This is a genomic window from Nonlabens ponticola (assembly GCF_003966335.1).
Taxonomy (GTDB): domain Bacteria; phylum Bacteroidota; class Bacteroidia; order Flavobacteriales; family Flavobacteriaceae; genus Nonlabens; species Nonlabens ponticola.
On record NZ_CP034549.1, the window covers coordinates 2,757,163 to 2,782,486 of the forward strand.

The 25,324-nt window shown below is 40.2% G+C and carries 27 protein-coding genes; 17 read left to right on the top strand and 10 right to left on the bottom strand.

From position 1 onward, the window contains the following. Window positions 1-108: 108 nt before the first annotated feature. Complete coding sequence (locus EJ995_RS12540; RefSeq protein WP_126448724.1) at window positions 109-1,404, top strand: replication-associated recombination protein A; 1,296 nt, start codon at window positions 109-111, stop codon at window positions 1,402-1,404. Here EJ995_RS12540 and EJ995_RS12545 read toward each other — a convergent pair. From EJ995_RS12545 to EJ995_RS12570, 6 genes are read right to left on the bottom strand one after another with little or no spacing between them, the layout of a single operon-like run. Next, window positions 1,386-2,081, bottom strand: coding sequence for a YjjG family noncanonical pyrimidine nucleotidase (locus tag EJ995_RS12545; protein WP_126448725.1), 696 nt, complete (start codon window positions 2,079-2,081; stop codon window positions 1,386-1,388). The genes EJ995_RS12540 and EJ995_RS12545 overlap by 19 nt on opposite strands. Beyond that, window positions 2,074-3,366: a DUF7033 domain-containing protein gene (locus EJ995_RS12550; protein ID WP_126448726.1), complete on the bottom strand. Its 1,293-nt coding sequence runs from the start codon at window positions 3,364-3,366 to the stop codon at window positions 2,074-2,076. The genes EJ995_RS12545 and EJ995_RS12550 overlap by 8 nt, the downstream gene beginning before the upstream one ends. Beyond that, on the bottom strand, window positions 3,363-4,064 hold the full coding sequence (gene radC / locus EJ995_RS12555; protein WP_126448727.1) for a RadC family protein: 702 nt from the start codon (window positions 4,062-4,064) through the stop codon (window positions 3,363-3,365). The genes EJ995_RS12550 and radC overlap by 4 nt, the downstream gene beginning before the upstream one ends. 5 nt (window positions 4,065-4,069) lie before the next feature. Continuing rightward, on the bottom strand, window positions 4,070-4,831 hold the full coding sequence (gene yaaA / locus EJ995_RS12560) for a peroxide stress protein YaaA (RefSeq protein WP_126448728.1): 762 nt from the start codon (window positions 4,829-4,831) through the stop codon (window positions 4,070-4,072). Window positions 4,832-4,836: 5 nt separating this feature from the next. Beyond that, complete coding sequence (locus EJ995_RS12565) at window positions 4,837-5,865, bottom strand: RluA family pseudouridine synthase (protein ID WP_126448729.1); 1,029 nt, start codon at window positions 5,863-5,865, stop codon at window positions 4,837-4,839. A 4-nt stretch (window positions 5,866-5,869) separates the two neighbouring features. Then, window positions 5,870-6,481 (bottom strand): PASTA domain-containing protein, encoded by a 612-nt coding sequence (locus EJ995_RS12570; protein ID WP_126448730.1) that lies wholly within the window; start codon window positions 6,479-6,481, stop codon window positions 5,870-5,872. Between the two features lie 126 nt (window positions 6,482-6,607). On the opposite strand from EJ995_RS12570, the gene EJ995_RS12575 reads away from it, so the two are divergent. From EJ995_RS12575 to EJ995_RS12585, 3 genes are read left to right on the top strand one after another with little or no spacing between them, the layout of a single operon-like run. Continuing rightward, window positions 6,608-7,591 (top strand): D-alanine--D-alanine ligase, encoded by a 984-nt coding sequence (locus EJ995_RS12575; protein WP_126448731.1) that lies wholly within the window; start codon window positions 6,608-6,610, stop codon window positions 7,589-7,591. After that, entirely contained in the window at window positions 7,588-8,040 is a 453-nt protein-coding gene (coaD, locus tag EJ995_RS12580) for a pantetheine-phosphate adenylyltransferase (RefSeq protein ID WP_126448732.1), read from the top strand. The genes EJ995_RS12575 and coaD overlap by 4 nt, the downstream gene beginning before the upstream one ends. Beyond that, window positions 8,037-9,803, top strand: a complete 1,767-nt coding sequence (locus EJ995_RS12585; protein ID WP_126448733.1) for a M14 family metallopeptidase — start codon at window positions 8,037-8,039, stop codon at window positions 9,801-9,803. The genes coaD and EJ995_RS12585 overlap by 4 nt, the downstream gene beginning before the upstream one ends. Here the strand turns inward: EJ995_RS12585 and EJ995_RS12590 are convergent. Beyond that, window positions 9,796-10,398 carry an NUDIX hydrolase gene (locus EJ995_RS12590; RefSeq protein ID WP_126448734.1) on the bottom strand — a complete coding sequence of 201 codons (603 nt, stop codon included), beginning with the start codon at window positions 10,396-10,398 and terminating at the stop codon, window positions 9,796-9,798. The two genes, EJ995_RS12585 and EJ995_RS12590, sit on opposite strands and share 8 nt — an antisense overlap. A 7-nt stretch (window positions 10,399-10,405) precedes the next feature. Here EJ995_RS12590 and pyrE point away from each other — a divergent pair, with 7 nt between their 5' ends. Further along, window positions 10,406-11,053 carry an orotate phosphoribosyltransferase gene (gene pyrE / locus EJ995_RS12595; RefSeq protein ID WP_126448735.1) on the top strand — a complete coding sequence of 216 codons (648 nt, stop codon included), beginning with the start codon at window positions 10,406-10,408 and terminating at the stop codon, window positions 11,051-11,053. 4 nt (window positions 11,054-11,057) lie between these two features. After that, on the top strand, window positions 11,058-11,444 hold the full coding sequence (locus tag EJ995_RS12600; protein ID WP_126448736.1) for an SRPBCC family protein: 387 nt from the start codon (window positions 11,058-11,060) through the stop codon (window positions 11,442-11,444). Here EJ995_RS12600 and EJ995_RS12605 read toward each other — a convergent pair. Beyond that, window positions 11,441-12,154 (bottom strand): biotin--[acetyl-CoA-carboxylase] ligase, encoded by a 714-nt coding sequence (locus EJ995_RS12605; RefSeq protein WP_126448737.1) that lies wholly within the window; start codon window positions 12,152-12,154, stop codon window positions 11,441-11,443. The two genes, EJ995_RS12600 and EJ995_RS12605, sit on opposite strands and share 4 nt — an antisense overlap. Before the next feature lie 76 nt (window positions 12,155-12,230). Between EJ995_RS12605 and rsfS the strand changes: the two genes are divergently transcribed. The 6 genes from rsfS (at window position 12,231) to EJ995_RS12635 (ending at window position 17,092) form a co-directional block, all read left to right on the top strand. Beyond that, a complete protein-coding gene (rsfS, locus tag EJ995_RS12610) occupies window positions 12,231-12,602 on the top strand; it encodes a ribosome silencing factor (protein ID WP_126448738.1) in 372 nt (123 codons plus the stop codon). Between the two features lie 14 nt (window positions 12,603-12,616). After that, window positions 12,617-14,641 (top strand): ATP-dependent zinc metalloprotease FtsH, encoded by a 2,025-nt coding sequence (ftsH, locus tag EJ995_RS12615; RefSeq protein ID WP_126448739.1) that lies wholly within the window; start codon window positions 12,617-12,619, stop codon window positions 14,639-14,641. 68 nt (window positions 14,642-14,709) lie between these two features. Beyond that, complete coding sequence (locus EJ995_RS12620) at window positions 14,710-15,333, top strand: LUD domain-containing protein (RefSeq protein ID WP_126448740.1); 624 nt, start codon at window positions 14,710-14,712, stop codon at window positions 15,331-15,333. Between the two features lie 2 nt (window positions 15,334-15,335). After that, window positions 15,336-16,172, top strand: a complete 837-nt coding sequence (locus tag EJ995_RS12625) for a phosphatidate cytidylyltransferase (RefSeq protein ID WP_126448741.1) — start codon at window positions 15,336-15,338, stop codon at window positions 16,170-16,172. Beyond that, window positions 16,162-16,821 carry a phosphatidylserine decarboxylase family protein gene (locus EJ995_RS12630; RefSeq protein ID WP_126448742.1) on the top strand — a complete coding sequence of 220 codons (660 nt, stop codon included), beginning with the start codon at window positions 16,162-16,164 and terminating at the stop codon, window positions 16,819-16,821. Before EJ995_RS12625 ends, EJ995_RS12630 begins: the two co-directional genes overlap by 11 nt. After that, window positions 16,814-17,092 (top strand): acyl-CoA-binding protein, encoded by a 279-nt coding sequence (locus EJ995_RS12635; protein ID WP_126448743.1) that lies wholly within the window; start codon window positions 16,814-16,816, stop codon window positions 17,090-17,092. The genes EJ995_RS12630 and EJ995_RS12635 overlap by 8 nt, the downstream gene beginning before the upstream one ends. A 113-nt stretch (window positions 17,093-17,205) precedes the next feature. Here the strand turns inward: EJ995_RS12635 and EJ995_RS12640 are convergent, their stop codons facing one another. Next, a complete protein-coding gene (locus EJ995_RS12640; protein WP_126448744.1) occupies window positions 17,206-19,839 on the bottom strand; it encodes a valine--tRNA ligase in 2,634 nt (877 codons plus the stop codon). A gap of 100 nt (window positions 19,840-19,939) precedes the next feature. Here EJ995_RS12640 and EJ995_RS12645 point away from each other — a divergent pair, with 100 nt between their 5' ends. Continuing rightward, on the top strand, window positions 19,940-20,341 hold the full coding sequence (locus EJ995_RS12645; protein WP_126448745.1) for a DUF1573 domain-containing protein: 402 nt from the start codon (window positions 19,940-19,942) through the stop codon (window positions 20,339-20,341). On the opposite strand, the gene EJ995_RS12650 is transcribed toward EJ995_RS12645, so the two are convergent. After that, window positions 20,338-21,669 (bottom strand): aspartyl protease family protein, encoded by a 1,332-nt coding sequence (locus tag EJ995_RS12650; protein ID WP_164549921.1) that lies wholly within the window; start codon window positions 21,667-21,669, stop codon window positions 20,338-20,340. The two genes, EJ995_RS12645 and EJ995_RS12650, sit on opposite strands and share 4 nt — an antisense overlap. A gap of 72 nt (window positions 21,670-21,741) precedes the next feature. Between EJ995_RS12650 and EJ995_RS12655 the strand changes: the two genes are divergently transcribed. The 4 genes from EJ995_RS12655 to EJ995_RS12670 are packed head-to-tail and all read left to right on the top strand — an operon-like array spanning window position 21,742 to window position 25,320. Further along, complete coding sequence (locus EJ995_RS12655) at window positions 21,742-22,932, top strand: pyridoxal phosphate-dependent aminotransferase (protein ID WP_126448747.1); 1,191 nt, start codon at window positions 21,742-21,744, stop codon at window positions 22,930-22,932. After that, window positions 22,932-23,963: a UDP-N-acetylmuramate dehydrogenase gene (gene murB, locus EJ995_RS12660; protein WP_206482300.1), complete on the top strand. Its 1,032-nt coding sequence runs from the start codon at window positions 22,932-22,934 to the stop codon at window positions 23,961-23,963. Before EJ995_RS12655 ends, murB begins: the two co-directional genes overlap by 1 nt. 42 nt (window positions 23,964-24,005) lie before the next feature. Next, window positions 24,006-24,212, top strand: coding sequence for a membrane or secreted protein (locus tag EJ995_RS12665; protein WP_126448749.1), 207 nt, complete (start codon window positions 24,006-24,008; stop codon window positions 24,210-24,212). Between the two features lie 4 nt (window positions 24,213-24,216). Beyond that, window positions 24,217-25,320 carry a glycosyltransferase gene (locus EJ995_RS12670; RefSeq protein WP_126448750.1) on the top strand — a complete coding sequence of 368 codons (1,104 nt, stop codon included), beginning with the start codon at window positions 24,217-24,219 and terminating at the stop codon, window positions 25,318-25,320. Window positions 25,321-25,324: the final 4 nt, after the last annotated feature.

The window sequence follows — 25,324 nt, forward strand, 5'->3', positions numbered from 1 at the left end:
GACATGAAGGTTCATTTTCAATTACCAAGCCTAGTTAGTCAATAGCAACAAATTGTCATGAAAGCGTTTTTGAGCCAAAGCACATGAAATACTATGTAAATTTGTTACATGGAAAACACGACTCCACTTGCTGAACGTATAAGGCCTCATACACTAGATCAATATTTGAGTCAAAGCCATCTTGTAGGTGAGAAAGGCTCGCTGCGCAACCATATTGTCAATGGTACCGTACCATCTCTCATACTTTGGGGTCCACCAGGTACGGGCAAGACCACGCTAGCTAATATTATTGCTCAAGAAAGTGGAAGACCCTTTTACACTCTTAGTGCTATCAATAGCGGCGTTAAAGATATACGCGAGGTGATTGAAAAGGCAAAAACCTCAGGTGGTATGTTTACTGCCAAAAACCCTATTCTTTTCATTGATGAGATTCACCGATTTAGCAAGAGTCAACAAGACTCGCTGTTAGGCGCTGTTGAAAAAGGATGGGTGACCTTGATAGGAGCTACCACAGAGAATCCCAGTTTTGAAGTTATTCCTGCCCTACTCTCTCGATGCCAAGTTTACGTACTTGACGCATTCTCAAAAGATGATCTTATCAATCTACTCAAGAGAGCAATGACAACAGACAAAATGCTTCATAGCAAAAGCATTGACCTAAAGGAAACTAATGCGCTACTGCGCATAAGCGGTGGTGATGCCAGAAAGCTTCTTAATGTGTTTGAATTAGTTGTCAACTCACAGATCGATAATCATATAACGATCACTAATGAATTAGTCCTCGCTCAAGTGCAAAGCAATACTGCGAGATACGATAAGACTGGTGAACAGCATTACGATATCATAAGTGCGTTTATCAAGTCACTAAGAGGTAGTGATCCCAATGCTGCAGTTTATTGGCTCGCTAGAATGATAGAAGGTGGCGAGGATTTGAAATTTATTGCTCGTCGCATGATCATACTAGCTAGCGAGGATATAGGTAATGCAAATCCTACTGCATTGATTATGGCAAATAACTGTTTCCAGGCAGTTTCAACGATAGGTTATCCTGAATCTCGTATCATTTTAAGTCAATGCGCTATTTATCTGGCGACATCTATTAAAAGTAATGCGAGTTATAAAGCGATAGGAGCAGCTCAACAATTGGTGAAAACTACCGGTGACCTATCGGTGCCTTTAGGGCTGCGCAACGCGCCTACTAAGCTTATGAAAGAATTGGGCTATGGTGATGAATATAAATATGCACATGATTATCCGGGTAATTTTGCGGTATATGATTTCCTACCTGAAGAAATAAGTAAAACCACTATCTACAAACCAGGTAATAATCCGCGTGAAAATTCACAGAAAGACTTTTTAAAAAAACGATGGAAAGATCACTACGATTACGATAACAACTCTTGAATTTGAGATAATCGTTCTACGCGATAACCATTGTAATTAGCATCAATTTTATCTGGATCAAACCATACAGCTTGCATACCAGCCGCAAGGGCTCCTTCAACATCAGCTTCCAAACTATCGCCTACCATTAGGCTATTGAATGGCGTTGCACCAGTATCTTTCATTGCTTGCTCAAATATTTTGAGGTCTGGCTTCTTCACACCTGCAGTTTCTGCTGTCAGCATGTAGGCAAAATATTTTTTGAGTCCCGCATTAGTAATTTTATATTCCTGTACCTCATCAAAACCATTAGTAATTAAATGAATTTGATAACGATCTTTCAAACCATCTAATAACTCAAGACATCCTTCAAAAAGATGATTATGTTCAGGTAGTTTGAGAATATATTGATCTGCAATGTGGTCAATCTGAACCTTGTCGACTTCAATTCCATAAGAATCAAAAGCTGTTTTCAATCGCTGAAATCTCAATTCTTCCTTTGATATCTCATTATGGCGATACATTTTCCAGAACTTAAGATTGAGAGGTATATAGATCTGGACAAACTTTTCAATATCTATATCAAGATTTTCCTCCTTAAAAATCCCTGCATAGGTCAATTTACTGTTCCTGTCAAAATCCCATAATGTATGATCCAGGTCAAAAAATATATGTTCTATGTTCTTAAAGTCACTCATCAATGAGGTATTTCAATATTTTCATAGCGTGACTATTGATCTCGCTATCAAAATGTTCTAAGTAAAATTGTACTGTCAAGTTGCCACCAGAATGTTTGAGACTATTTTTTACGGAACGTACACTAGCCATCTGCCCATCAAGTGTTTGCATCATGATCGCATTATAATGCAAGGCATACGGCTTTATTACTAGCGGTGTTTGCACTTCATAGTCAAGGTCATAAAAGTAAAACGGCTGGCTGGTGCTTGCACGATAACCAGGCATATTGACATAACCCATGCTGTAATCCTCTACTGATTTTGTATCGACCAGCAGCTTATAATGACCAGGCATACTAATTTTTGACATAGCCGCCATAGTAGCGCCTAGCGGTCTTTTGAGCAATTCCTCAAATCTTTTTTCTTCTTGCAACACCTGTCGTTGATCAGCATTACTAGAAAACCTCAACCCTAGATTTGTATAATCACCCACATGCTTTATTTGTTCAATGTAGGTCTTGCTTTTATAGGTAGTGCCGGTATCGGTGCCGGTAAAGTTTCCTAGATGATAAAAGAAGATAACCTGTTCTCGCAAGGATCTGCCAGAGATAGTTGCACGCAAAACGTCTAGAATACTCTGGATGTTATCATATGGATCTATGGCTAGATTAAGTAAGACGCGCAGTTGATTGACTGCTCTACTCAAATTCAATTGTCTCACAGACTTAGAAAAGGACCTCAAGTTTACCAAGATGCCACGATGACGGTATTTGTAGAAACTGCCTATTTCAAAGGTTATTTTTTTGTGGGTATTCCGCTTTCGCGAAAGCGTAATCTCTCCAACACTTAACTCACTCGATAACTTGTTCATCCACAAGTCAACCAGCGGCAATGCAAGAAAGTTGTTCTTATATGCCACACTTTCCTGTGGACTGTAACGGCCATACTCATCTTTAACCTGCGGCAAGTACTCTTCATAGCGCGTAATCAAATAAAATGCGGCGCTAAAAATATCAAATGGCAGGCTACTCGTTTCTGGCGCCGCAAAAAATGCAGGTAAATCATCCCAAAATGTCATCTCAATCGCGTGATCGTCGATGCCGTGCTCATCTAGCAATCCCATGGACCAGATGAACATCTCGTCGCCCAGCGGCTTATTACCGTATGAAAATTTGATACCGTCATGACTAACGAATGCACTAAGATCTGATGTGACGTCGTAGTCGGTCTGCATCATCCTTTTAAAGATGTGCTTGAAGATATATTGCTTTCTAGCAGTTAGATCTGGACAGTAGATTAAAATCATGGCATGATCCCATTATCTGCAAAACTGTAGAAATCTCTTGCGGTGACTATAACATGATCCAGCACTTTGATATCCAGCATTTTTCCAGCTTCCTGAATTTTTTGGGTGATATGCTTATCAGGTGCACTGGGCTTAAGGCTGCCGCTAGGATGGTTGTGTGCTAGTATTAATGCGACGGCTCCCATTTCAATTGCTTTGCGGTAAATCAATCGTGTATCGACATGTGTTGCCGTAATACCACCTTTACTCAATTGATGGGTATCCAGAACCTTGTGTGAGTTATCAAGTAATAAAATCCAAAACTCCTCATGTTTGAGCTCACCTAATGACGGTTGCAAAAGTTTGAATGCGTCATCGCTACAACTTATTCTTGTAATCTTCTCTGGCAATTCCATCGCGCGCCTACGACCCAATTCCATTGCGGCTGCTATGGTAATGGCTTTAGCCTCACCTATTCCCTTATGCTTTTGCAGTTCTTTAAGGCTTTTGAGTCCCAATTGCTGCAAGGAATTGTCTGCATTATTGAGTATTTGTCGGCTTAAATCCACAGCGCTTATAGACACCGTACCAGATCCTAATAAAATGGCCAACAACTCTACCTCGCTTAATGCGCTGGCGCCTTTTTTCAAAAGCTTTTCTCGTGGTCGATCCTCTTGTGACCAGTCCTTGATAGATATGTAGCTAGGTAGATCAGGCATTCTCTCTATCTGATAAATGTAGGTTCCAGCTCATCTTCTGTATGAGACTCACTGTATCTATAACCATTAACATCAAAGTCATGGATACCTGCTAGGGATGAAACATCATTTTCAACTAGAAATCTAGCCATGCTACCTCTTGCCTTTTTAGCATAAAAAGAAATAATCTTGAGCTTATCGTTTTTATAGTCTTTGAATACCGGCGATATCAACTTTCCCTTTTGGCTATCAAGATTTATCGCTTTGAAGTATTCATTGCTGGCAAGATTGACAAGTAATTCATCATCTTTCATCTCGCTATTTAGCTGCGCAGTAATGCGATCATTCCAGAATTCATATAAATTCTTGTCATGACCTAACGACAGGTCTGTTCCCATTTCTAACCTGTAAGGTTGTATTAAATCCAATGGTCTGAGCACGCCATACATACCTGATAAAATTCTAATACTATCCTGAGCTTTATCTAGGTGATCAGTGTCAAGTGAATAGGCGTCAAATCCGCTGTACACATCACCAGCGAAGGCATAGATCGCTGGTCTTGAATTGTCCTTATCAAAATGTTCCTGGAAATCTTGATATCTTGAGTGGTTGAGATCAGCAAGTTTTGCAGAGATGCTCATAAGATCCTGTAAGTCTGCCTTAGTTTGACGTTCCAGTTTTCTATTAATGGTGATTGCCTCTTCTTTAAATAAAGGTTGAGTACCTCGAGAAGTTGGCAGTTTGCTTTTATAATCCAGCGTCTTTGCTGGCGACAACAAGATTTTCATTTTCTTTAATTTAATTCAATGCTATTGGTCGCATAGGCTTTCCATTTATCAATACAAGCTTGCATATCCTGTGGTATTTCTGATTCAAAATCCATCCATTTGCGAGTTGTAGGATGCTCAAAACCTAAAGTGCGTGCGTGTAGTGCTTGTCTAGGCAATACTTTGAAACAGTTATCTACAAACTGCTTGTATTTTGTAAAACTGGTTCCCTTTAAAATTTTATCACCACCGTAACGCTCATCATTAAATAATGTATGACCTATGTGTTTCATATGTACTCTTATTTGATGAGTACGACCAGTCTCAAGCTTACATTTGATTAGAGTGACATATCCTAAATCTTCCATCACCTCATAATGGGTTACCGCAGGTTTACCTTTATCACTATCATCGCCGCTCCATACGGTATTTTGTAATCGGTTTTTTGGGTGCCTACCTATGTTGCCTTCTACCGTGCCGATGGGCTCATCAAATGATCCCCAAACTATCGCTACGTATTCTCGTTTACTCGTTTTGGCGGCAAATTGAGCCGATAAATAACTCATCGCCTGTTCTGTTTTGGCAACTACCAGCAAACCGCTGGTATCTTTATCTATTCGGTGTACCAATCCTGGACGATTACTGCTATTGTTAGGTAAGTTCTCAAAGTGATAAATAAGTGCATTGATTAGCGTGCCTTCATAATTTCCATGACCTGGATGTACTACCATACCAGCTGGTTTGTTCAAGACGATCAAATCATCATCCTCATACATGATATCCAAGTCAATATTCTGTGCGACCAGAAGGTTCTCATGTGGTGGATGATCTAGCAATACTCTTATATCATCACCTGGCTTTACCTTATAATTTGACTTGACTATCTGCTCGTTTACTCTTACACTGCCATCCTTAATGGCTGCCTGAATTTTATTGCGCGTAGAATTCTCGATAAAGTTCATCAGGAATTTATCGATACGCAGCGGTACCTGACCATCACTTGCTACAAAATGATGATGTTCATGAAGATCTATATTTGAATTATCATCTGCCATTGAACTAGTTGTCAATATCTTGTGTAGTATCGTCGCCTGTTGATGCTGGTTCATAGGTAGCGCCAGGACGATTTCCATCTCCTAAGACAAGATCAATAGAAGAGGCCTTGCGCAACTGCTCACCTGGTTTCAACTCTTCACCATTATAGCGCATTTCTAGAACCATGTCTCGAGCTATATTAGATTTATAGGTAATATCTCCTATTTCAAAACCTAATGCTTCCAGCGTTGGCACGGCCTGACGCTTTGTTTTAAAAATCACATTAGGTACAGGTATCTTACCATATCCTGATGGATTAAGTTTTATGTAAATCTTACGATTTTCTTTGACCGCTCTTCCTGCTTCAGGATTTTGTTCAATCACAGATCGCGGTGGATAATCAGGGTTAAAATTTGCGCTGTCAATAATTTGCCTGCGCAGATCAAGTTCTTCTAGTGATGCATCCACTTGAGACAAGGTCATACGCTCAAGATTAGGAACGGTAATTTTTTGATCATGGTTGGTATACCAGTCTAACCAGAATAAATACCCGAAACATAACGCAACGATTAAAACTATTGCTAGAAGGACTTGCACCCAGAAGGTTTTGGTAAAAATGAACTGTATAAAATTCATAGTATATTGGTGATTGTATGGTTGGCGTTAAAGGGCTTGTTACACCTTGTAAAGATAAGGATGTAGATCATTCCTTAAACGGTGGCTTTTGTAACTTTGTTATATGAACACAACAATCCTTGAGCTATGAAAAATGTAGCAGTTATTATGGGCGGCTACTCCAGTGAAAAGGAGATCTCAATAAAAAGTGGGCAGATTATCCTTGACCACCTTGATAGCCATAAGTACCACGGTTATGGAATTAATGTAACAGAAGATCGCTGGTATCACAAGACAGCTAGCGGGCAAGAGATTAATGTAAACAAGAACGATTTTAGCCTCACAGTCGATGATGAGAAAATAATATTTAACTGTGTTTATAACACAATCCACGGTACACCAGGAGAAGACGGTAAATTCCAGGCGTACTTAGAAATGATCCAGATACCACAAACATCTGCTGCTTCCTATCAGTCTGCAATCACATTTAATAAGCGTGATTGTCTTGCAGTTCTCAAACCATGGGATATTTTGACTGGTAAGCATGTTTATGTAAATCAGGAAGACTACATTGATATTGACAAGATCATTACTCAGGTAGGATTACCTTGTTTTGTAAAAGCCAATCGAAGCGGTAGCAGCTTTGGTGTGTCAAAAGTGTATCATCGTGACGGCTTTGAAAAGGCACTAGAAACAGCATTTGCCGTTGATAACGAAATTATTATCGAGTCGTTTTTAGATGGTATGGAAATATCAGTAGGCGTTTACAAGCTAAATGATGAAATCATTGCGTTACCACCGACTGAGATCGTAAGCGAAAACGACTTCTTTGACTACGAGGCCAAATACGAAGGAAAGTCTCAGGAAATAACACCAGCGAGATTGGATAGATCTACGACCAGCATCGTGCAGATCCTAAGCAAGCGTATTTATAAAATCTTAAAGTTGAAAGGTATAGCCCGTGCAGACTTTATCTTTCACAATGGCGAGCCACATTTCATTGAAATAAACACCAATCCTGGTATGAGTGCAGAAAGTATTGTACCACAACAAATTAAAGCAGCCGGAAACACACTTAAGGAATTCTTATCTCAAATTATTGAGGATACCATAAAACAACATGCTAAATGAAAAAGGCAGTCTTTCCAGGAAGTTTTGATCCTTTAACCTTAGGTCATCAGGATATCATTGATCGAGGTCTCAGGGTATTTGATCATATAATTATCGCGGTGGGCATCAACGCAGATAAGAAATATATGTTTGACCTGGATCAACGCGTTTCATTCATAGAGGAGTTATATAAAAACAAGAAAAACATCAGCGTCAAAACGTATGATGGCTTGACCGTCGATTTTTGCAAGAAAGAAAATGCACAGTTCATTTTGAGAGGCTTGCGCAATCCCAATGACTTTGAATTTGAAAAAGCAATTGCACAGGCTAATGCGCAACTTAGCGATATTGAAACGACCTTTTTATTAACTAATCCGTCAACCAGCTTTATTTCATCCTCAATTGTGAGAGATGTCATACGTAATCATGGAGATTATAAAAAATTTGTACCACATACTGTAGTATTATGAGAAAATCGATTGCATTACTTTCAATATCAATAATGCTACTTTCCTGTAGGGATGATCAAGCAGTAACAGCAACAAGCGATACAGTTGATAAAGAATATCTGACTCCGTTTGAAAATGGTAATGGTAATCAAACCACTACCTATGAAGAATGCATCGCCTTTTATGAGAATCTAGCGGCAGATTTTTCTAGCGTAAGTATAGAAGAGGTAGGAATGACCGATTCTGGCAAACCATTACACGTCATTCACTTTTCTAAGTCCAGTATTGACTGGAAAGATCCTAATGAGGATCGCATTAAGATTCTAATAAATAACGGTATTCACCCTGGCGAGAGCGATGGCATTGATGCTACAATGATGCTCATGCGAGACCTAGCCACTGGCGTTATTGAGGTGAGTGACAAACTTATCTTCAGTGCGATTGCCATCTATAATGTAGGTGGTTCGCTTAACCGCAACTCTACATCGCGTACCAATCAAAATGGTCCAGAAGCTTACGGCTTTAGAGGTAACTCACGCAACTATGACCTGAATCGTGATTTTATAAAAATGGATACTCGCAATGCTCGCAGCTTTGCACAAGTCTATCATCAAATTAAGCCAGATCTATTCATTGATAATCACGTAAGCAATGGTGCTGATTATCAATACACCTTGACACATTTATTTACTCAACACAATAGAATGGGTGGCGCAACCGGCACTTACATTCATGATGTATTGCAACCAGCGCTTGAAAAAAATCTAAGTGATAGAGATCTTGATATCACGCCATACGTCAACGTGTATGGTCAATCGCCGGATAAGGGTTTTAGTCAGTTTCCTGACGAGCCGCGCTATTCCACTGGTTACACCGCTTTATGGAATACACTGGGCATGATGGTAGAAACCCACATGCTTAAACCATACAATGATCGCGTGCAGGGAGCACGTGCCATCATGGAAGAGATCATTAATATAGGTCAGGCACAACTAGAGCAAATTAAAGAAGTGCGCAAACAGTCATTTGACTACCAGCAGTCCAGAGAATATTTCCCACTCACCTATGAGATTGACAAGCAGCGTGCTGATACCCTAGATTTCAAAGGTTATGAGGCACGTCAAGACCCAAATGAACTCACAGGCAATAAACTCATGACTTATAATCGAGAGAAGCCTTTTAATAAAAAAACACCTTTTTACACTTATTTCAATGTCAAGGATAGTGTGGCAATTCCTGATTTTTATGTGATTCCTCAAGGACAATGGGAAATTCTTGATATGCTCAGGCTCAACAATGTAATCATGGAACCACTTTCAAAGGACAGCACGATGACTGTAACTGCATACAAAATTGAAGAGTACGATACAGCACGCAATGCTTATGAAGGACACTATCCTCATAGCAATGTAAAAGTTGCAGGTGAGGTCGTAGAATTACGCTTTCGCGAAAGCGATATCCTCATACCAACCAATCAACCAGGTATCAAATATGTCATGGAAACTCTAGAACCAGCTGCACCCGATTCCTTTTTTAAATGGAATTTCTTTGATACTATCCTGCAACAAAAAGAAGGTTTCTCGCCCTATGTTTTTGAGAAAAGTGCTAGAGAATTGCTAGCAGACGCACCAGAATTGAGACGGGAATTTGATTCTCTCAAGCGTACCAATAAAGCATTTAAAAACAGTAACTACGCACAATTAGACTGGCTGCATAAAAGATCGCCGAATTATGAAACCGCGCATTTGAGGTATCCTATCTATAAATATCGAGCTGCTAACTAGAAATCATTGATAGTGGAAACAGCTCACGTATATTGGCGTAAGATTCTGTGAGAGCATTGGTCACCTCTTCATCGGTGAGCCAGCTGGCTATCTCTATTCCTTCCTTAGCTTGTGGTTTCAGTTTACCTTTGTAATCTGTTCGCATCTCGTACCAGTGAGTCAACTTTAGTGACATTTTTCCATTGCGCGAGAAAATATGATAAGTTTTATCTAGGTATTTTGATATTTCGAGGTTTTTTACGCCTGTCTCCTCTTCTACCTCACGCAATGCCGTTTGTTCTATGCTCTCGTTTTTTTCCGCTTTCCCTTTGGGTAGATCCCATTTGTTGTTGCGATAAATGAATAGATACTTTTCATCACTGTTAAGCACCATACCGCCGCCAGCAAGTACCAGTGGTAATTTTTTATGCAGACGCTTTAATAGTTTCTCTTCATTTTTGGAATAAAGCAAGACCTTTCCCAACTTTCCTTTTTCAATCCTTTTTACCACTTTGCGCAAGTTTACGCGCTTAAGGTTGAAGTGCTCATATTCTGGAAAGGAGTTCTTGTCAGAGGTCACGATTATAGCGACTTCTTTGACAAAAACTTTATACATTTGCGGCATGGTCAGAAATAAGAATACTGCGGCAAAGACCGCAGAATTGTTACTGCAAATTAAAGCAATAAAATTGCAACCACAAGACCCGTTCACTTGGGCTAGTGGCTGGCAATCGCCAATTTATTGTGACAATAGAATAACCTTATCGTATCCTAGCATACGCAATTTTTTAAGAGAACAACTGGCTAATCAAATAGAAGAACTATACGGCAAGCCAGATGTAATCGCAGGAGTTGCTACTGGTGCGATAGGTATAGGCATGCTCGTGGCAGACTACATGAACCTGCCATTTGTATATGTGCGCCCAGAAGCCAAAAAGCACGGTCGCAAAAATCAAGTAGAAGGTCACCTGCAAGCTGGTCAAAAGGTTGTGGTTGTAGAAGATCTCATCAGTACGGGAATGAGCAGTCTCAATGCGGTGACAGCACTCAAGGAGGCTGGTGCACAAATCAAGGGAATGGTTGCTTTATTTTCTTATGGGTTTGATTTTGCAACGGACAATTTCAAACAGGCTGAAGTTGAACTTACCACCTTGAGTGATTATAAACACTTGATACAAACTGCGCAAGAGGCAGGACATTTTAACGACAACGATTTACAACTGCTATCCAGCTGGAGAGATGATCCAGCAAACTGGAGCAATTCAAAATAAAATTATGAACCTAGAGAGTCGCGTTGTTAAAACGCAAAAATCACCTGAAGAACTATACAATTTTCTAACACAGGTAGAGAATTTCAAGAAATTACTGCCAGAAGATGCAAAGTTTGAATTGCTGGGTGAGGATAAATTCCTTTTTGGATTGAAAGGCATGCCTGAAATAAAGCTCACTCTCAAGGACTCTACACCACATTCTCAAGTAGTATTAGGTTCATTGGGCGACAAATTATCGTTCACTCTCACTTGTAATATTAGTCAAGAAGGTGATGGATCACAGGCACAATTACTGTTTAATGGCGATTTCAATGCTATGATGGCGATGATGATAAAGGGCCCAATCAATAAGTTTCTAGAACAACTGGCTAAAGGTATCGAGCAGCTCTAGTAAATCATTTTTATCTGCTTTGTCTCATAGGCAGTTACTTGTCCATCAACCTCTAGCAACATGCGACCTTGATCGTCAACACCACGCAGGATACCATGGATTTGCCGACCCTCTATTTTATATTGAGCTAGTTGATCTTTTTTGTAAAGTAGTGACTCATACATTGCTACAACCGCATGGTGATGAACTAATTGATGATGTAGATACGCCACAAAGCTAAAAAGTAATTCTTCCAGGTGGTACTCTTTTCCAGTGATGGACTGTAGTGATATCGCCCTGGGTAATGCCTCAAAGTCTAGCTGATTCACGTTGAGACCTATGCCGTGTATCGCATGTACCGTTCCATCGGCTGCATGAACGTTTTCTACTAGAATTCCTGCCAATTTATGATGGACTGACACTATGTCGTTAGGCCATTTAACGTGTGTCTGTATTTGGTGTTCCTGGCGCAGCCATCGTGCCAAACAAACCGATATAAATTTCACTTGCTCAAAACCCTGTTTGTCGACAGGCACATCGCGCAATAAAGTACTGAATGTTAAGTTTTTACCAGCCTGTGATTGCCACACAGCACCCATCTGGCCGCGACCGGCACGTTGATGGTGAGCGTATAATGTGGTGAGGTTGGGAATTACGCTTTCGCGAAAGCGTAACTTCAATTCATCATTTGTGGAGTCAGTGGCATGTATTTTGACAAAAGATGGTAACACAAATAGGCAAGTTTAAACGGCTTAACGTAAGTCGCGTTCAAAAAAAGAATAAATTTGTGGATACAAAAAATTTTTAATGGTTAAAGAAAATGTTTCTACCGATGCACTCATTACGCAGATCATTGCTGGTATTGAAGATGTCAAGGGAAATGAAATTACCATCCTCGACCTAAGAGATATTGATAACACGGTTACTAGTTACTTCATTATTTGTAGCGGTACCTCAAACACTCAGGTCAACGCGATTGTCAACTCTGTACAACGCAAGGTAAGCAAGGAATTACAGGAAAACGCCTGGCACGTTGAAGGTGCACAGCAGGCAGAATGGGTCCTTATGGATTATGTGGATGTGGTCGTTCACGTTTTTCAAAAACAGACCCGAGAATATTATGACCTAGAAGGATTATGGGGCGACGCCAAGGTATCGACTATTGAATCCACTTATTAATACAGCACAACAGCATGTCTCAAGATAAAAAAAACACCACCAAAAAGGCTCCTAAAAAATCTGGATCACCTATGAACCAGAAGCCAAAATTTAGCATCTGGTGGATTGCGGTACCAATTTTATTGGTCTTTCTAGGCTACAATTTTGTAACCAGTCAACTTACCGCACCCAAAACGACAACGCCTAATGAATTCTTTGAGTATCTAGAAGATGGTGAAGTAAGCAAGGTAGTGGTAGTCAAGAATCGCAGTATTGCGAGAGTATTCTTGACCGAAGAAGCCATAAAACTTCAAAAGCATAGCAAGTCACAAAAAGATGGTGTGCTAGGTAATTCAGAAGTACCACAGTATAGTGTTGAATACGGTGACCTGGAACTATTTGAAAAGCGTATTAATGAGATCATTCAAGAACGTAATCTAGAAACCACGCTCAAATTTGATGCAGAAGATGATGGGTTATGGAATCTACTATTAAGCATTCTACCATTTGTTCTCATTATCGGAATATGGATATTCCTCATGCGCAGAATGTCTGGCGGCGGCGCTGGCGGCGCAGGTGGACAAATTTTTAATATTGGTAAGTCTAAGGCTAAGCTTTTTGACCAGAAAACAGATATTAAGACGACATTTAAGGATGTTGCAGGTCTAGAAGGAGCTAAGGAAGAAGTTCAAGAGATCGTGGACTTCCTAAAAAATCCAGAAAAATATACAAGTCTAGGTGGTAAAATACCGAAAGGTGCATTACTTATTGGGTCGCCTGGAACTGGTAAAACTTTATTGGCTAAAGCGGTTGCCGGTGAGGCAAAGGTTCCTTTCTTTTCTTTGAGTGGTTCTGACTTTGTAGAGATGTTTGTGGGTGTAGGTGCGAGCCGTGTAAGAGATTTGTTTAAACAGGCAAAAGAGAAAAGCCCAGCGATCATCTTTATTGATGAGATCGATGCTATAGGGCGAGCGCGTGGAAAAAGTAATTTCTCCGGTTCTAACGACGAGCGTGAGAATACCTTGAATCAATTATTGACTGAGATGGATGGTTTTGGGACTAATACCAATGTAATCGTATTAGCCGCTACCAACCGTGCTGATATTCTTGACAAGGCACTGATGCGTGCTGGTCGATTTGATCGACAGATCTATGTCGATCTTCCAGATGTAAGAGAACGTGAAGAAATTTTTGAAGTACACTTACGCCCAATCAAGAAAGTAGATGACGGACTTAATACCGAATTTCTAGCAAAGCAAACTCCAGGTTTCTCTGGTGCTGATATTGCAAATGTTTGTAATGAGGCAGCACTGATAGCCGCCAGAAAAGGTAAAAAAGCAGTAGATCGCCAGGATTTTCTTGATGCAGTAGATCGCATTGTTGGCGGACTAGAAAAGAAGAATAAACTTATCACACCATCAGAGAAGAAAACTATTGCTTATCACGAGGCTGGTCACGCCACGGTAAGCTGGATGACAGAACATGCAGCGCCCTTAATTAAAGTTACAATTGTGCCACGTGGACAATCTTTAGGTGCAGCATGGTACTTACCAGAAGAACGTCAAATAGTACGTCCAGAGCAAATGCTCGATGAGATGTGTGCTACCATGGGCGGTCGTGCAGCAGAGAAAGTGATTTTTGATAACATATCGACAGGAGCTTTGAGTGATCTTGAAAAAGTCACAAAACAAGCTAAAGCAATGGTAACGATCTATGGTCTTAACGAGAAAGTAGGTAACATCACCTACTATGATTCTAGTGGACAGCAGGAATACAGCATGACCAAGCCTTACAGTGAGTCAACTGCAGAGATTATTGATCAAGAAATTTCAAAAATCATTGAGGAGCAATATCAACGAGCGATCAAGATCCTATCTGATAACAAGGATAAGTTGACTGAGTTAGCTGAGTTGCTTCTTGATAAAGAAGTAATTTTTAAAGATGACCTTGAAAAGATTTTTGGCAAACGTGCCTTTGTTAAAGAAGAGCCTATCGCACTTAAATCATCAAGTAGATCTATGTTGAATGGTTCGACTACTAGCAAAGAGGAAGAAGAATAAAGCTTGTTTGTCATCATGTAAATAAGTACCTATATTTACATTGACCCCTTAAATGATTGCCTTAGGCGATGAGCATATTCAAGAAACTGTTTAATAAATCTACTGATTCTGAATCTCAAAGCGGAAAGGCTAAAGGTCGTTCCAAATACATGCCTGAGGAAAAGTTGCCGCTAGACGAGCAGTTTATCCACAACTTTACCCAGCAAGGTGGTAGATTCTTATATGCGGTTGATGAGAATCAATTGCAGGATCATTTTGAGGATATCCTAGTAGAACATGACTTCTTTGAGACTGACGTTTTTTGTTATGACGATCAATTGAAAGATCGGTTCAATCAATTTAATTTGACTTTCAACAACAACAACGTTAATAGTAGTTTCTTTTTATCGACCTGTGAATATGTCATTGCTGATAACGGTGCTATTCTATTTTCTTCCAATCAAATTAAGGAGAGTAAACCTGCACAGCTGCCTGAAACCTTTGTGGTAATTGCTAGCACAAGTCAAATAGTTGAATCTATTGGCGAAGGATTGCGTGGCATTAAAATTAAAAGCAAAGAAACTATACCAACGAATATTACTACCCTTAAAAACTTTCAAGATAAGTCCCTTAAAAAAGCCAAAGAAAAAGAGCTTATGAACTACGGTGTTCCTAATAAGCGACTTTATTTACTATTACTTGAGGATTTATAGGCATGAGAGAATTATTAGTAAGATCCATATCTGGGATATTATATGTCTCTCTTGTTGTGCTAAGCGCACTGTACTCTAGAGAGGTTTTTATTTTTCTATTTTGCCTTTTTGCCTTTATCTGTTTACTGGAGCTTATGCCTATGATAAGATTAAAGCAATGGCTTATACTACCATTACTACCTATTGCTTACTATTTTATAGTATGGCAAGGCGTACCTACCTATGGTATTTATGCATTGCTGGCAGCTACTCTTTTGGTAAATATTTATTTGATTCGTGATCTTATTCTTGTAGATCGTATTGCGTTGTTCAATACTAAAAAGCATGTGATAGCACTCTTGTACCTTATAGGATCAAGTTTGTTCCTGGCATTAATTCCTGATATTGTAGAGACACCTGATGGCATATCATCTTTCAAACCGCAATTACTCATAGGAATTTTTGCCATCATCTGGACCAATGACAGTTTTGCTTATGTATCTGGTAGATTATTTGGTAAACACAAACTCATGAAGCGCATCAGTCCTAAAAAGACTATAGAAGGTTTTGTAGGCGGCCTTGTAATGGCTATCGTCATGGGAATAGCGTTACACTTCTATCTAGATTCTATTAATTTGAATGACTACAGTTTGACGGAATGGGCGATCATAGCTTTTGTAGTGGCATTCTTTGGAACTATAGGAGATCTAATCCAGTCAAAGATTAAGCGTCAGGCAGCTGTAAAAGATAGCGGTAGCATCATGCCAGGTCATGGTGGCATATTTGATCGTATGGACAGTATTATATTTGCTGCACCATTTGCTTATCTAACTTTTTTAATCATCAACCATGTTTCATAAAGAAGGTATTGTATCCATTGCTATTGCTGTATCAGTCGCTGCTATATTGTCGATCGTTGCGTTCACCGTAGAAATGCCAGTATGGACGCAGATACTTTTGCTGCTTTTAGCCGCATTTGTGTTGATTATCATCCTTCAATTTTTCAGAAACCCGTCAAGGAAAACGATTCTTGATGATACGACTATTGTCTCACCTGTCGATGGAAAAGTTGTGGTCATAGAAAAAGTTACTGAAAATGAATACTTCAAGGACGAGCGCATAATGATATCCGTTTTTATGTCTCCACTCAATGTTCATGTGACGCGATACCCAGTAGGCGGTAAAGTTGCCTACAGTAAATATCATCCCGGAAAATACCTGGTGGCATGGCATCCTAAAGCTAGCGAAGAAAACGAGCGCACAACCGTAGTCATTAACCATAAAAATACAGCCCAAATTCTGTATCGTCAGATCGCAGGCGCGCTAGCCAAACGGATAGTAAACTATGCAACCCAAGACGATTCAATCGTACAAGGAGCTGATAGCGGATTCATAAAATTTGGATCTAGAGTAGATGTGTATTTACCGCTGGATGCTATCATTACTGTAGAGCTCAATCAAAAACTCAAAGGTGGTGAATCTATCTTAGCCAAATTCACGGATGAGTGACGACAAGCTAGATATAGCTTTTAATGAAGCCGTCGAGAAAGCTTCAAAGGAAGAACAATCTGATGTTCCTCTAGAACTACAATTGCATTTATACGCATACTATAAGCGAGTGATCAACGAGCCGTACGTAAACAACAAGTCTTTTCAAACCAATGACCTGAGAGCTGGTTTCAAGATGAATGCATTGATACAAGTGCAACGCATAAGCAAGACTGAAGCCAAGAAACGCTACATCGAGATCATTGAATCATTATATCCACGACCGTGGTAAGAGTCAGATTTTGAAACTTCTATTTCTTGCGCATCACATAGATCGCAAGGCTAATCAAACAGACCATCAACGCCCCAAAAATGATTGCTATTAAAGTAAATGGATTCATTTGCTTATGATTTGAGTGCAGCTATGCTAGTTTCCAGAGTTTCAATTTTGGCTAAAGCATCTGCCTGTTTTTTCTTTTCCATAGCTACCACTTGATCTGGAGCGCCTGCCATAAATCGCTCATTACCTAGCTTCTTCTCTACACTTTTTAGGAAGCCTTGAGCTCTAGTGAGTTCAGCAGTTAGTTTTTCAACTTCTGCGACAGTATCTATAGTTCCTTCTAGTGGTATAAAATACTCGCTAGATTTTACACGATAACTGGCAGCAGCAGCGACCTGTTCAAAAACTAACTCAATATTTTCAACATTACCCATTTTCATAATAAGCTCGTCATAGTCTGATGAGAGCTTCTCATTATTGATCACCTTAAGTTCAATGGTGTCTTTAAAACTTATCTGTTTCTCCTTACGCACCTTGCGCACGCCTGCAATTACCTCTTGCACTAATTCAAAGTCAGATAATATCTCATCTTCTACATTTCCTTGCTTTGGCCACGTATCGACACACAGTGACTCCTGAGGCTGCCTGTTGGAAATAGTTTGCCATATCTCTTCGCTAATAAAGGGTGTAAATGGATGGATCAACCTCAAGTTATCTTCAAATAACGCGATAACCTGAGCCATCGTTTGAGCGTCGATAGGTTGTTGATAGGCTGGTTTAACAATCTCCAGCAACCAGCCGCAAAAGTCATCCCATATCAATTTATAACTTGTCATGAGCACATCGCTTATACGATACTTTGAATAGTGACCCTCTATTTGCTCAAGAGCCTGAGAAAACCTGTTGCGATACCACTGTATACCTTGTTTAGCGTACAATGGCTGCTCTAACTTCTTATCAACTTCCCAGCCTTGAGTAAGCCTAAAGGCATTCCACATTTTATTGACAAAATTCTTCCCTTGTTGGCATAAATCCTCATCAAACATCAAATCGTTACCAGCCGCGCTACTTAGCAATAAACCAACTCGTACGCCATCAGCGCCATATTCTTCAATTAACTTGAGTGCATCTGGCGAGTTACCCAAGGATTTTGACATCTTACGGCGTTGTTTATCACGCACCAGACCTGTTAAATACACCTTATCAAAGGGTTTCTCGTCGCGTAATTCATATCCGGCTACAATCATACGAGCCACCCAAAAAAACAAAATATCTGGTCCTGTAACTAGATCTCGGGTTGGGTAATAGTATTTGATCTCTTCATTCTCAGGCTCCAACACTCCATTGAAAACACTTATAGGCCATAACCAGCTAGAGAACCATGTGTCCAGAACATCACTCTCTTGACGCAGATCATTTGCTGTTAGGGTATGGTTATTAGTTTGCTTTCGCGAAAGCGTAACAGCCTCATCAACACTGGCTGCAACGACAAAGTCTTCCTTACCATCGCCATAGAAATAGGCAGGAATACGCTGACCCCAAACCAGCTGGCGTGATATATTCCAGTCACGCACGTTCTCCATCCAATGGAAGTATGTGCTCTTGAATTTAGATGGTAATAGCTCTACTATATCCTCGCGCACTGCATTAATAGCAGGTTTTGCGAGCTCTTCCATTTTTAAAAACCATTGATCAGAAAGTCGTGGCTCAATCACGGCGCCAGTACGCTCGCTGGTTCCTACTTTATGAACATGATTTTCTTTTTTGATGAGATAGCCTTTATCTTCTAATTCGGCTGCAATGTTCTTGCGCACTTCAAAGCGATCTTGACCTTGATAATGCAGGCCGAAACTATTGAGTGTCGCATCGTCATTAAAAATATCAATGACTTCTAGTGAGTGCTTCTCTCCTATTTTTTTATCATTCTCGTCATGTGCTGGCGTGATCTTGAGTGCTCCTGTACCAAATTCCATATCGACATACTCGTCTGCAATTACAGGAATCTCACGATCTATTATAGGAACCATTACTGATTTACCAACGAGGTGTGTATATCGAGTATCATCTGGATGAACGCAAATCGCCGTATCGCCTAGAATAGTCTCTGGACGCGTGGTCGCAATGGTGAGTTTCTCGCTGCTACCTTTTACCTGATATTGCAAATGATAGAGATGACCGTTGCGCTCTTGATAAATGACTTCTTCATCACTCAAGGTGGTTTTGGCTTCTGGATCCCAATTGACCATGCGGTAACCACGGTAGATTTGTCCTTTAAGATAAAGATCAATGAAAACCTTGATTACACTAGCAGACATGTCGTCGTCTAGCGTGAATTTTGTACGCGACCAGTCACAGCTGGCTCCCAATTTCTTAAGTTGCTCTAGAATAACGCCACCGTATTCATGCGTCCATTCCCATGCGTGCTCGAGAAATTCCTCTCGGGTCAAGTCATTCTTGTTGATACCTTGATCCTTGAGTTTTTTAACAACCTTTGCTTCTGTGGCGATGGATGCGTGATCAGTTCCAGGAACCCAACACGCATTATAACCTTTAAGTCTAGCACGTCGTATCAATACGTCCTGAATAGTATTATTAAGCATGTGCCCCATATGCAACACGCCGGTAACATTAGGTGGTGGAATCACGATGGTATAACTTTCTCGATTATCGGGCAACGACTTGAAAAAGTCGTGATCCATCCAGTATTGGTACCACTTATCTTCCGCTGCTTTAGAATCGTATTTTGATGCTATGGACATGTTGCTCACTTAGGTTGACATTTAATCTACAAAAGTACTTATATCCGCAATTCTAGGCAGCATCGTGAAGTGGTTAAAGAAGAATTGCTAACTTTGAATCATGTATTTAAATCTAAAATACCTAATTATCATAGTGGTCTGTTTAAGCGGTACCCAATCAATGACGGCTCAAAATAAGGTTTCTGATGAATTGACAACAATAGTCTTTGAGCAAAAAACCATCGACTACGGTACCATAGAAAAAGGTAGTGATGGAGAACGTGAATTTATCTTCACTAATACTGGAGAGCACGATTTCATTCTTAAGAATATATTCTCTTCCTGCAATTGTGATGTCATTTCAAAACCAGAGGAACCTATTGCTCCTGGAACCAAAGGAAAAATACTCGTGATTTATGACACAAAAAAGGTCGGACCTATTGTAAAAACAATGACGATAATGGGTAATATCAAAGAAAAAGTGATCGCTTTAAAGCTAACCGGTGTAGTAAAAGAAGGTTAATCGATTACTGGTACTAGTTTGAGAGTGAATTTCTTCTCTCTCTCGCCTCGCTTTACTTTAATTTTTAATCGGGAATAGGGATTTTTGAAAAACTGTGATGCTACATTATTGAGTGTCAAATTGGCTTTGGCAATACTGTTTACTCTCACAATTTCATCACCTACTTTAATACCAGCTTTATCCGCAGGTGAATCTTTACGTACGGATTGTATAAATAAACTAGGCACCCATTTGTAATTTACGGTTTTACTAGTATTGACGGTTTTTTGACCTCTCAAAGTACCATAAGCGGTGTTAACGTCGTCATTGCGACCATCGTCATAATAAGTAAATAACTCTGTATCACCAGCTCTTATTTCAATACCCGCCATATTGTAGAAGAAACCAGCGGCAAATTCTTCATTGGGCTGCAATTGTACTCTTTTATTTCTATAATCTATAGATAGATTAAATCGACTCAATATCTCACCACCTATTGAGCCCGATAGAATTTGAGTACTGTTATTTGAAGTCGTTGAATCCTGATCTGGAAAAGAGACAGTCACCTTGTTCAACTCAATATTGCCTAGCAGGAGTTTCTCAATTTTTGAGCGCCTTCCAGTAACCCTGCCGTTTAATCCTATGCCTAGAAAATCATCAAAGCCTTTTTCAGGCAACATAAAGTCATCCTCGTCATCTTGAAAAACCCATAGTGCATCGCTACTACCAGTGTCAATTAAAATCCTTACCGGATGAATAATACCTGCCGTCACCACTTTTCCATTGATATAGGGTTTATCATTTTCCAGCTCAATGATTGCCTCGACACGTCTAGACCGTTTTACTCTGCGCATAGAACTGTTTTTATAGACAGTAATCATAGCATTTAGATAGTCTATATTGACGAGCGCATTCTCAAAGAAATCTTTACCTAGCAATCCATTAACTTCAACGCCCAGCGTGGGCAGCAAATTAAGTTGTTGATCAACCGTAATGAAAAGACTAGCGGTGCGGTTTGCATACCCATTAATATTGATGCGATTATTATCGCTATAGTATGCGTCGATAGGCTCTTGATTACCGTAACCCGAAATTTTAAGGGTCTTCCCTGGATTGACATTTAATGAGTCTATGCCATTAAAATTAAAAATCACAGATTTATTAGCTCCGGTATCGAGGATAAAGTCCATACCTACACCATTAACTTCCACGGGTAAAATAATGAGGTTATAAACCGATTGAAATGGTATCTCAATCTTATCGACGCCTTCTGGAAAAGAAAAACCTTTTTGGGCATTGATTGATAATGCACTTAACATAAAAAGTAAAATCAACCACAACAATCTCATGTTATAAATATACCTCATCTACCTTGAGCGTCTTTTAATCACTTAGTACCTTTGCACTGCAAAATCAATTCCATGCCGCAGATATCCGTAAAAGGAAGGCAAATGCCTTCATCACCAGTACGTAAACTTGTTCCTTATGCCGAGTCGGCTAAAAAACGAGGAACTAACATCTATCAGCTTAACATAGGACAACCAGATATTAAAACGCCCGAGCAAGCAATTGCCGCGGTGCGCAACAATTCTATGGAAATCCTAGAATATAGTCACAGTGCTGGTAATGAGAGTTATCGCAAAAAACTGGTGGCACATTACAACAAACTGGATATGAATCTTGACATCGATGATGTCATCGTATCGACTGGTGGTAGCGAGGCGTTGATGTTTGCCATGGGAAGCATATGCGATCAAGGCGACGAGGTCATCATACCAGAACCGTTTTATGCCAACTATAATGGCTTTGCCACGGCAAGTGGTGTTGCGGTAAAACCTATTGCAACCAACATTGAGAATAACTTTGCATTACCAGATATTGAGGCTTTTGAAAATCTGATCACTGATAGAACTAAAGCCATATTAATCTGCAATCCAGGAAATCCAACTGGTTACCTCTATACTCAAGAAGAGATGGATAAACTGGCAGCACTTGTAATCAAACACGATATATTCCTGGTTGCAGATGAAGTTTATCGCGAGTTTGCTTATGACGGTCGCGTGCATCACAGTGTGATGAATCAAGCAGGTCTTGAAAATCATGCGATCATGATTGACAGCGTTTCAAAACGCTACAGCATGTGCGGCGCACGTATAGGCTGCATGGTTTCAAAAAACAAAGAAGTGGTCGCCGCGGCCATGAAATTTGCACAGGCGCGATTGAGCCCACCAACCTTTGCACAAATCGCTGCCGAAGCTGCGCTTGACACACCGCAGTCTTACTTTGACGAGGTGATTGAGGAATATATCGACAGGCGAGACACGCTTATCAGCGGACTCAAAAATATAGAAGGCGTGCAGGTAGCTAATCCTGGTGGTGCCTTTTACTGCGTTGCCCAACTACCCGTCGAGGACGCAGATCATTTCGCACAGTGGTTGCTGGAATCCTTTGAGCATGAAGGAGAGACGATAATGGTAGCGCCAGCAGCAGGCTTTTACAGCACTCCAGGCAGCGGTAAAAACCAGATACGCATTGCCTATGTTCTTGAGAAAAAATCCCTGATTAAAGCTGTTGAAATTTTAGAAAAGGCACTTGAAGCCTACAAGTCGTGATCCAGATACAACATCATGTAGCTCTTAAGGAGTTTAATACGTTTGGGATATCAGCTTTCGCGAAAGCTTACACACCCATAAACATTCCTGCACAATTTAAGGAAGCGGCATCCTATTATAAAGGTGAACAAGTTTTTTTATTAGGTGGCGGCAGCAATATGTTGTTGATTGATGATATTTCAAGACCAGTATTACATGTTTTAACCAAAGGAATAGAAACACAAGCCGCACAAAACGGTGAGATACACATCACGGCTCAAGCGGGCGAAAACTGGCATGAATTTGTTCTATACTGCATAAAGAACAATTATGCAGGGATTGAAAATCTTTCATTGATCCCAGGAAACATCGGTACGTCACCTATTCAAAATATCGGTGCCTACGGTGTAGAACTTAAGGATGTATTTAACAGCTGTACGGTTATTGACCTGCAAACTCTAGAAGAGAAGTCTTTAAGCCTTGAAGAATGCAATTTTGGTTATCGAGATAGCGTCTTTAAGAAGGAGGCTGCTGGTAAATACATCATAACATCAGTCACTTTTAAATTACAGGATTTATCTATAAATCCAGATTATAAGCTCAAGACCAGTTACGGTGCGATTCAAGAGGAGTTAGATCGTCTAGGAGGCGAGCCCGATATAGCTTTGGTTTCCCAGGCCGTCATTAACATTAGAACCAGCAAACTACCAGATCCCAAAATCATAGGTAACAGTGGTAGTTTCTTTAAAAACCCAATAATTAAGCGGGATCGTTATGACGAGCTGGTAAGATTGCATCCACATATGCCTTCTTATAATGTGGATGACGATCATGTGAAGGTTCCTGCTGGATGGTTGATAGATCAATGTGGTTTCAAAGGTTATCGCAAGGGCGATGCTGGCGTCCATGATAAACAGGCGCTGGTGTTGGTCAATCATGGTAAAGCAACCGGCAAGGAAATAATATCGCTATCCCGAGAAATTCAAGAAAAGGTAAATTCTAGATTTGGTATATCTATAGATACCGAGGTTAACCTGATTGAAAATATGTAGAGAGGCTCGCTCTTTGATACTTGTATTGTCTAAATTTGCAACATGAAATTACTTTTGATAACATTCGGATTGATGGCGCTGGCCTTTGCGGGAATTGCGATCAAGATTTGGGGTAAAAAAGACGGTAAATTCTCAGGAACCTGTGCGAGCCAGAACCCATATCTCAACAAGGATGGACAAGCCTGCAGCATGTGCGGTAAATTGCCAGAAGAGCAAACGGATTGCGATACAGTAGCTAAGGCTTCATAGAGTTATGCTAGACGTGTTTTTCTACCTACTATTGGGATGCGTCCTTATCAACACCTTTTACTATTTCTATTTTTCTAAGGCTGCAACGCAGCCAGAAATCGAGCACACAAAAAGCTCTCAACCGGTTTCCATAATCGTTTGCTCAAAAAATGAGCAGGAAAATCTCAAAGAACTTGTACCGTTGTTAATCTCACAAGATCATCCAGATTATGAGATTATTTTGATTAACGATGCTAGTAGCGATGATACGCGTTTTGTTATTGAAGGTTTTGCTGCGACACACAACAATATTCACCTAGTCAATGTAGTCAACAACGAGAACTTTTGGGGTAACAAAAAGTATGCGCTTACATTAGGCATCAAGAAAGCGACGCATGACCATCTAGTTTTTATAGATGCAGATTGTAGACCAGACAGCAATTTATGGCTTTCACACATGGCGCGACCACTGTCCACCGGTAGCGATATAACTCTAGGTTATGGCGGTTATGAATTTGTGCCTAAATCCTTATTGAATGGTCTCATAAGATTTGAGACGGTCTTTACGGCATTGCAGTACCTAGGTTATGCGCTGCGCGGCAATGCCTATATGGGCGTGGGCCGTAATCTAGCCTATACATCTACCCTATTTTATGAGCAAAGCGGCTTTATGAGCCACATGCACATCATGGGTGGTGATGATGATCTTTTTGTGAATAGCGCATCGAGAAAGGCAAATGTCGCGGTTGCCTCGCATCCCGATTCCTTTACTTACAGCAAGCCTAAAACCAGCTGGAAATCTTGGTGGACGCAAAAACGCAGGCACCTCAAAGTCTCAAAACACTATCGCGGTAAGCATAAATCGGCATTGGGATTATTCTTCTTGAGTCAGATCCTATTTTTCATTGTAGCCACGCTCGCATTGGTATTATCTTCATACTGGTTAGCAATTCTAGCATTGATTTTATGTAGATATGTAGTTGTTTATGTGGTTATGGGTAAGGGTTTGTTACGCTTTCGCGAAAGCGGACTCATTCCATACATCGCCCTACTAGAAATAATGCTTATCGTTGCCCAACTAGGGATTTTTACAAGCAATTTGATCGATAAACCAAAACACTGGAAGTAGTCAG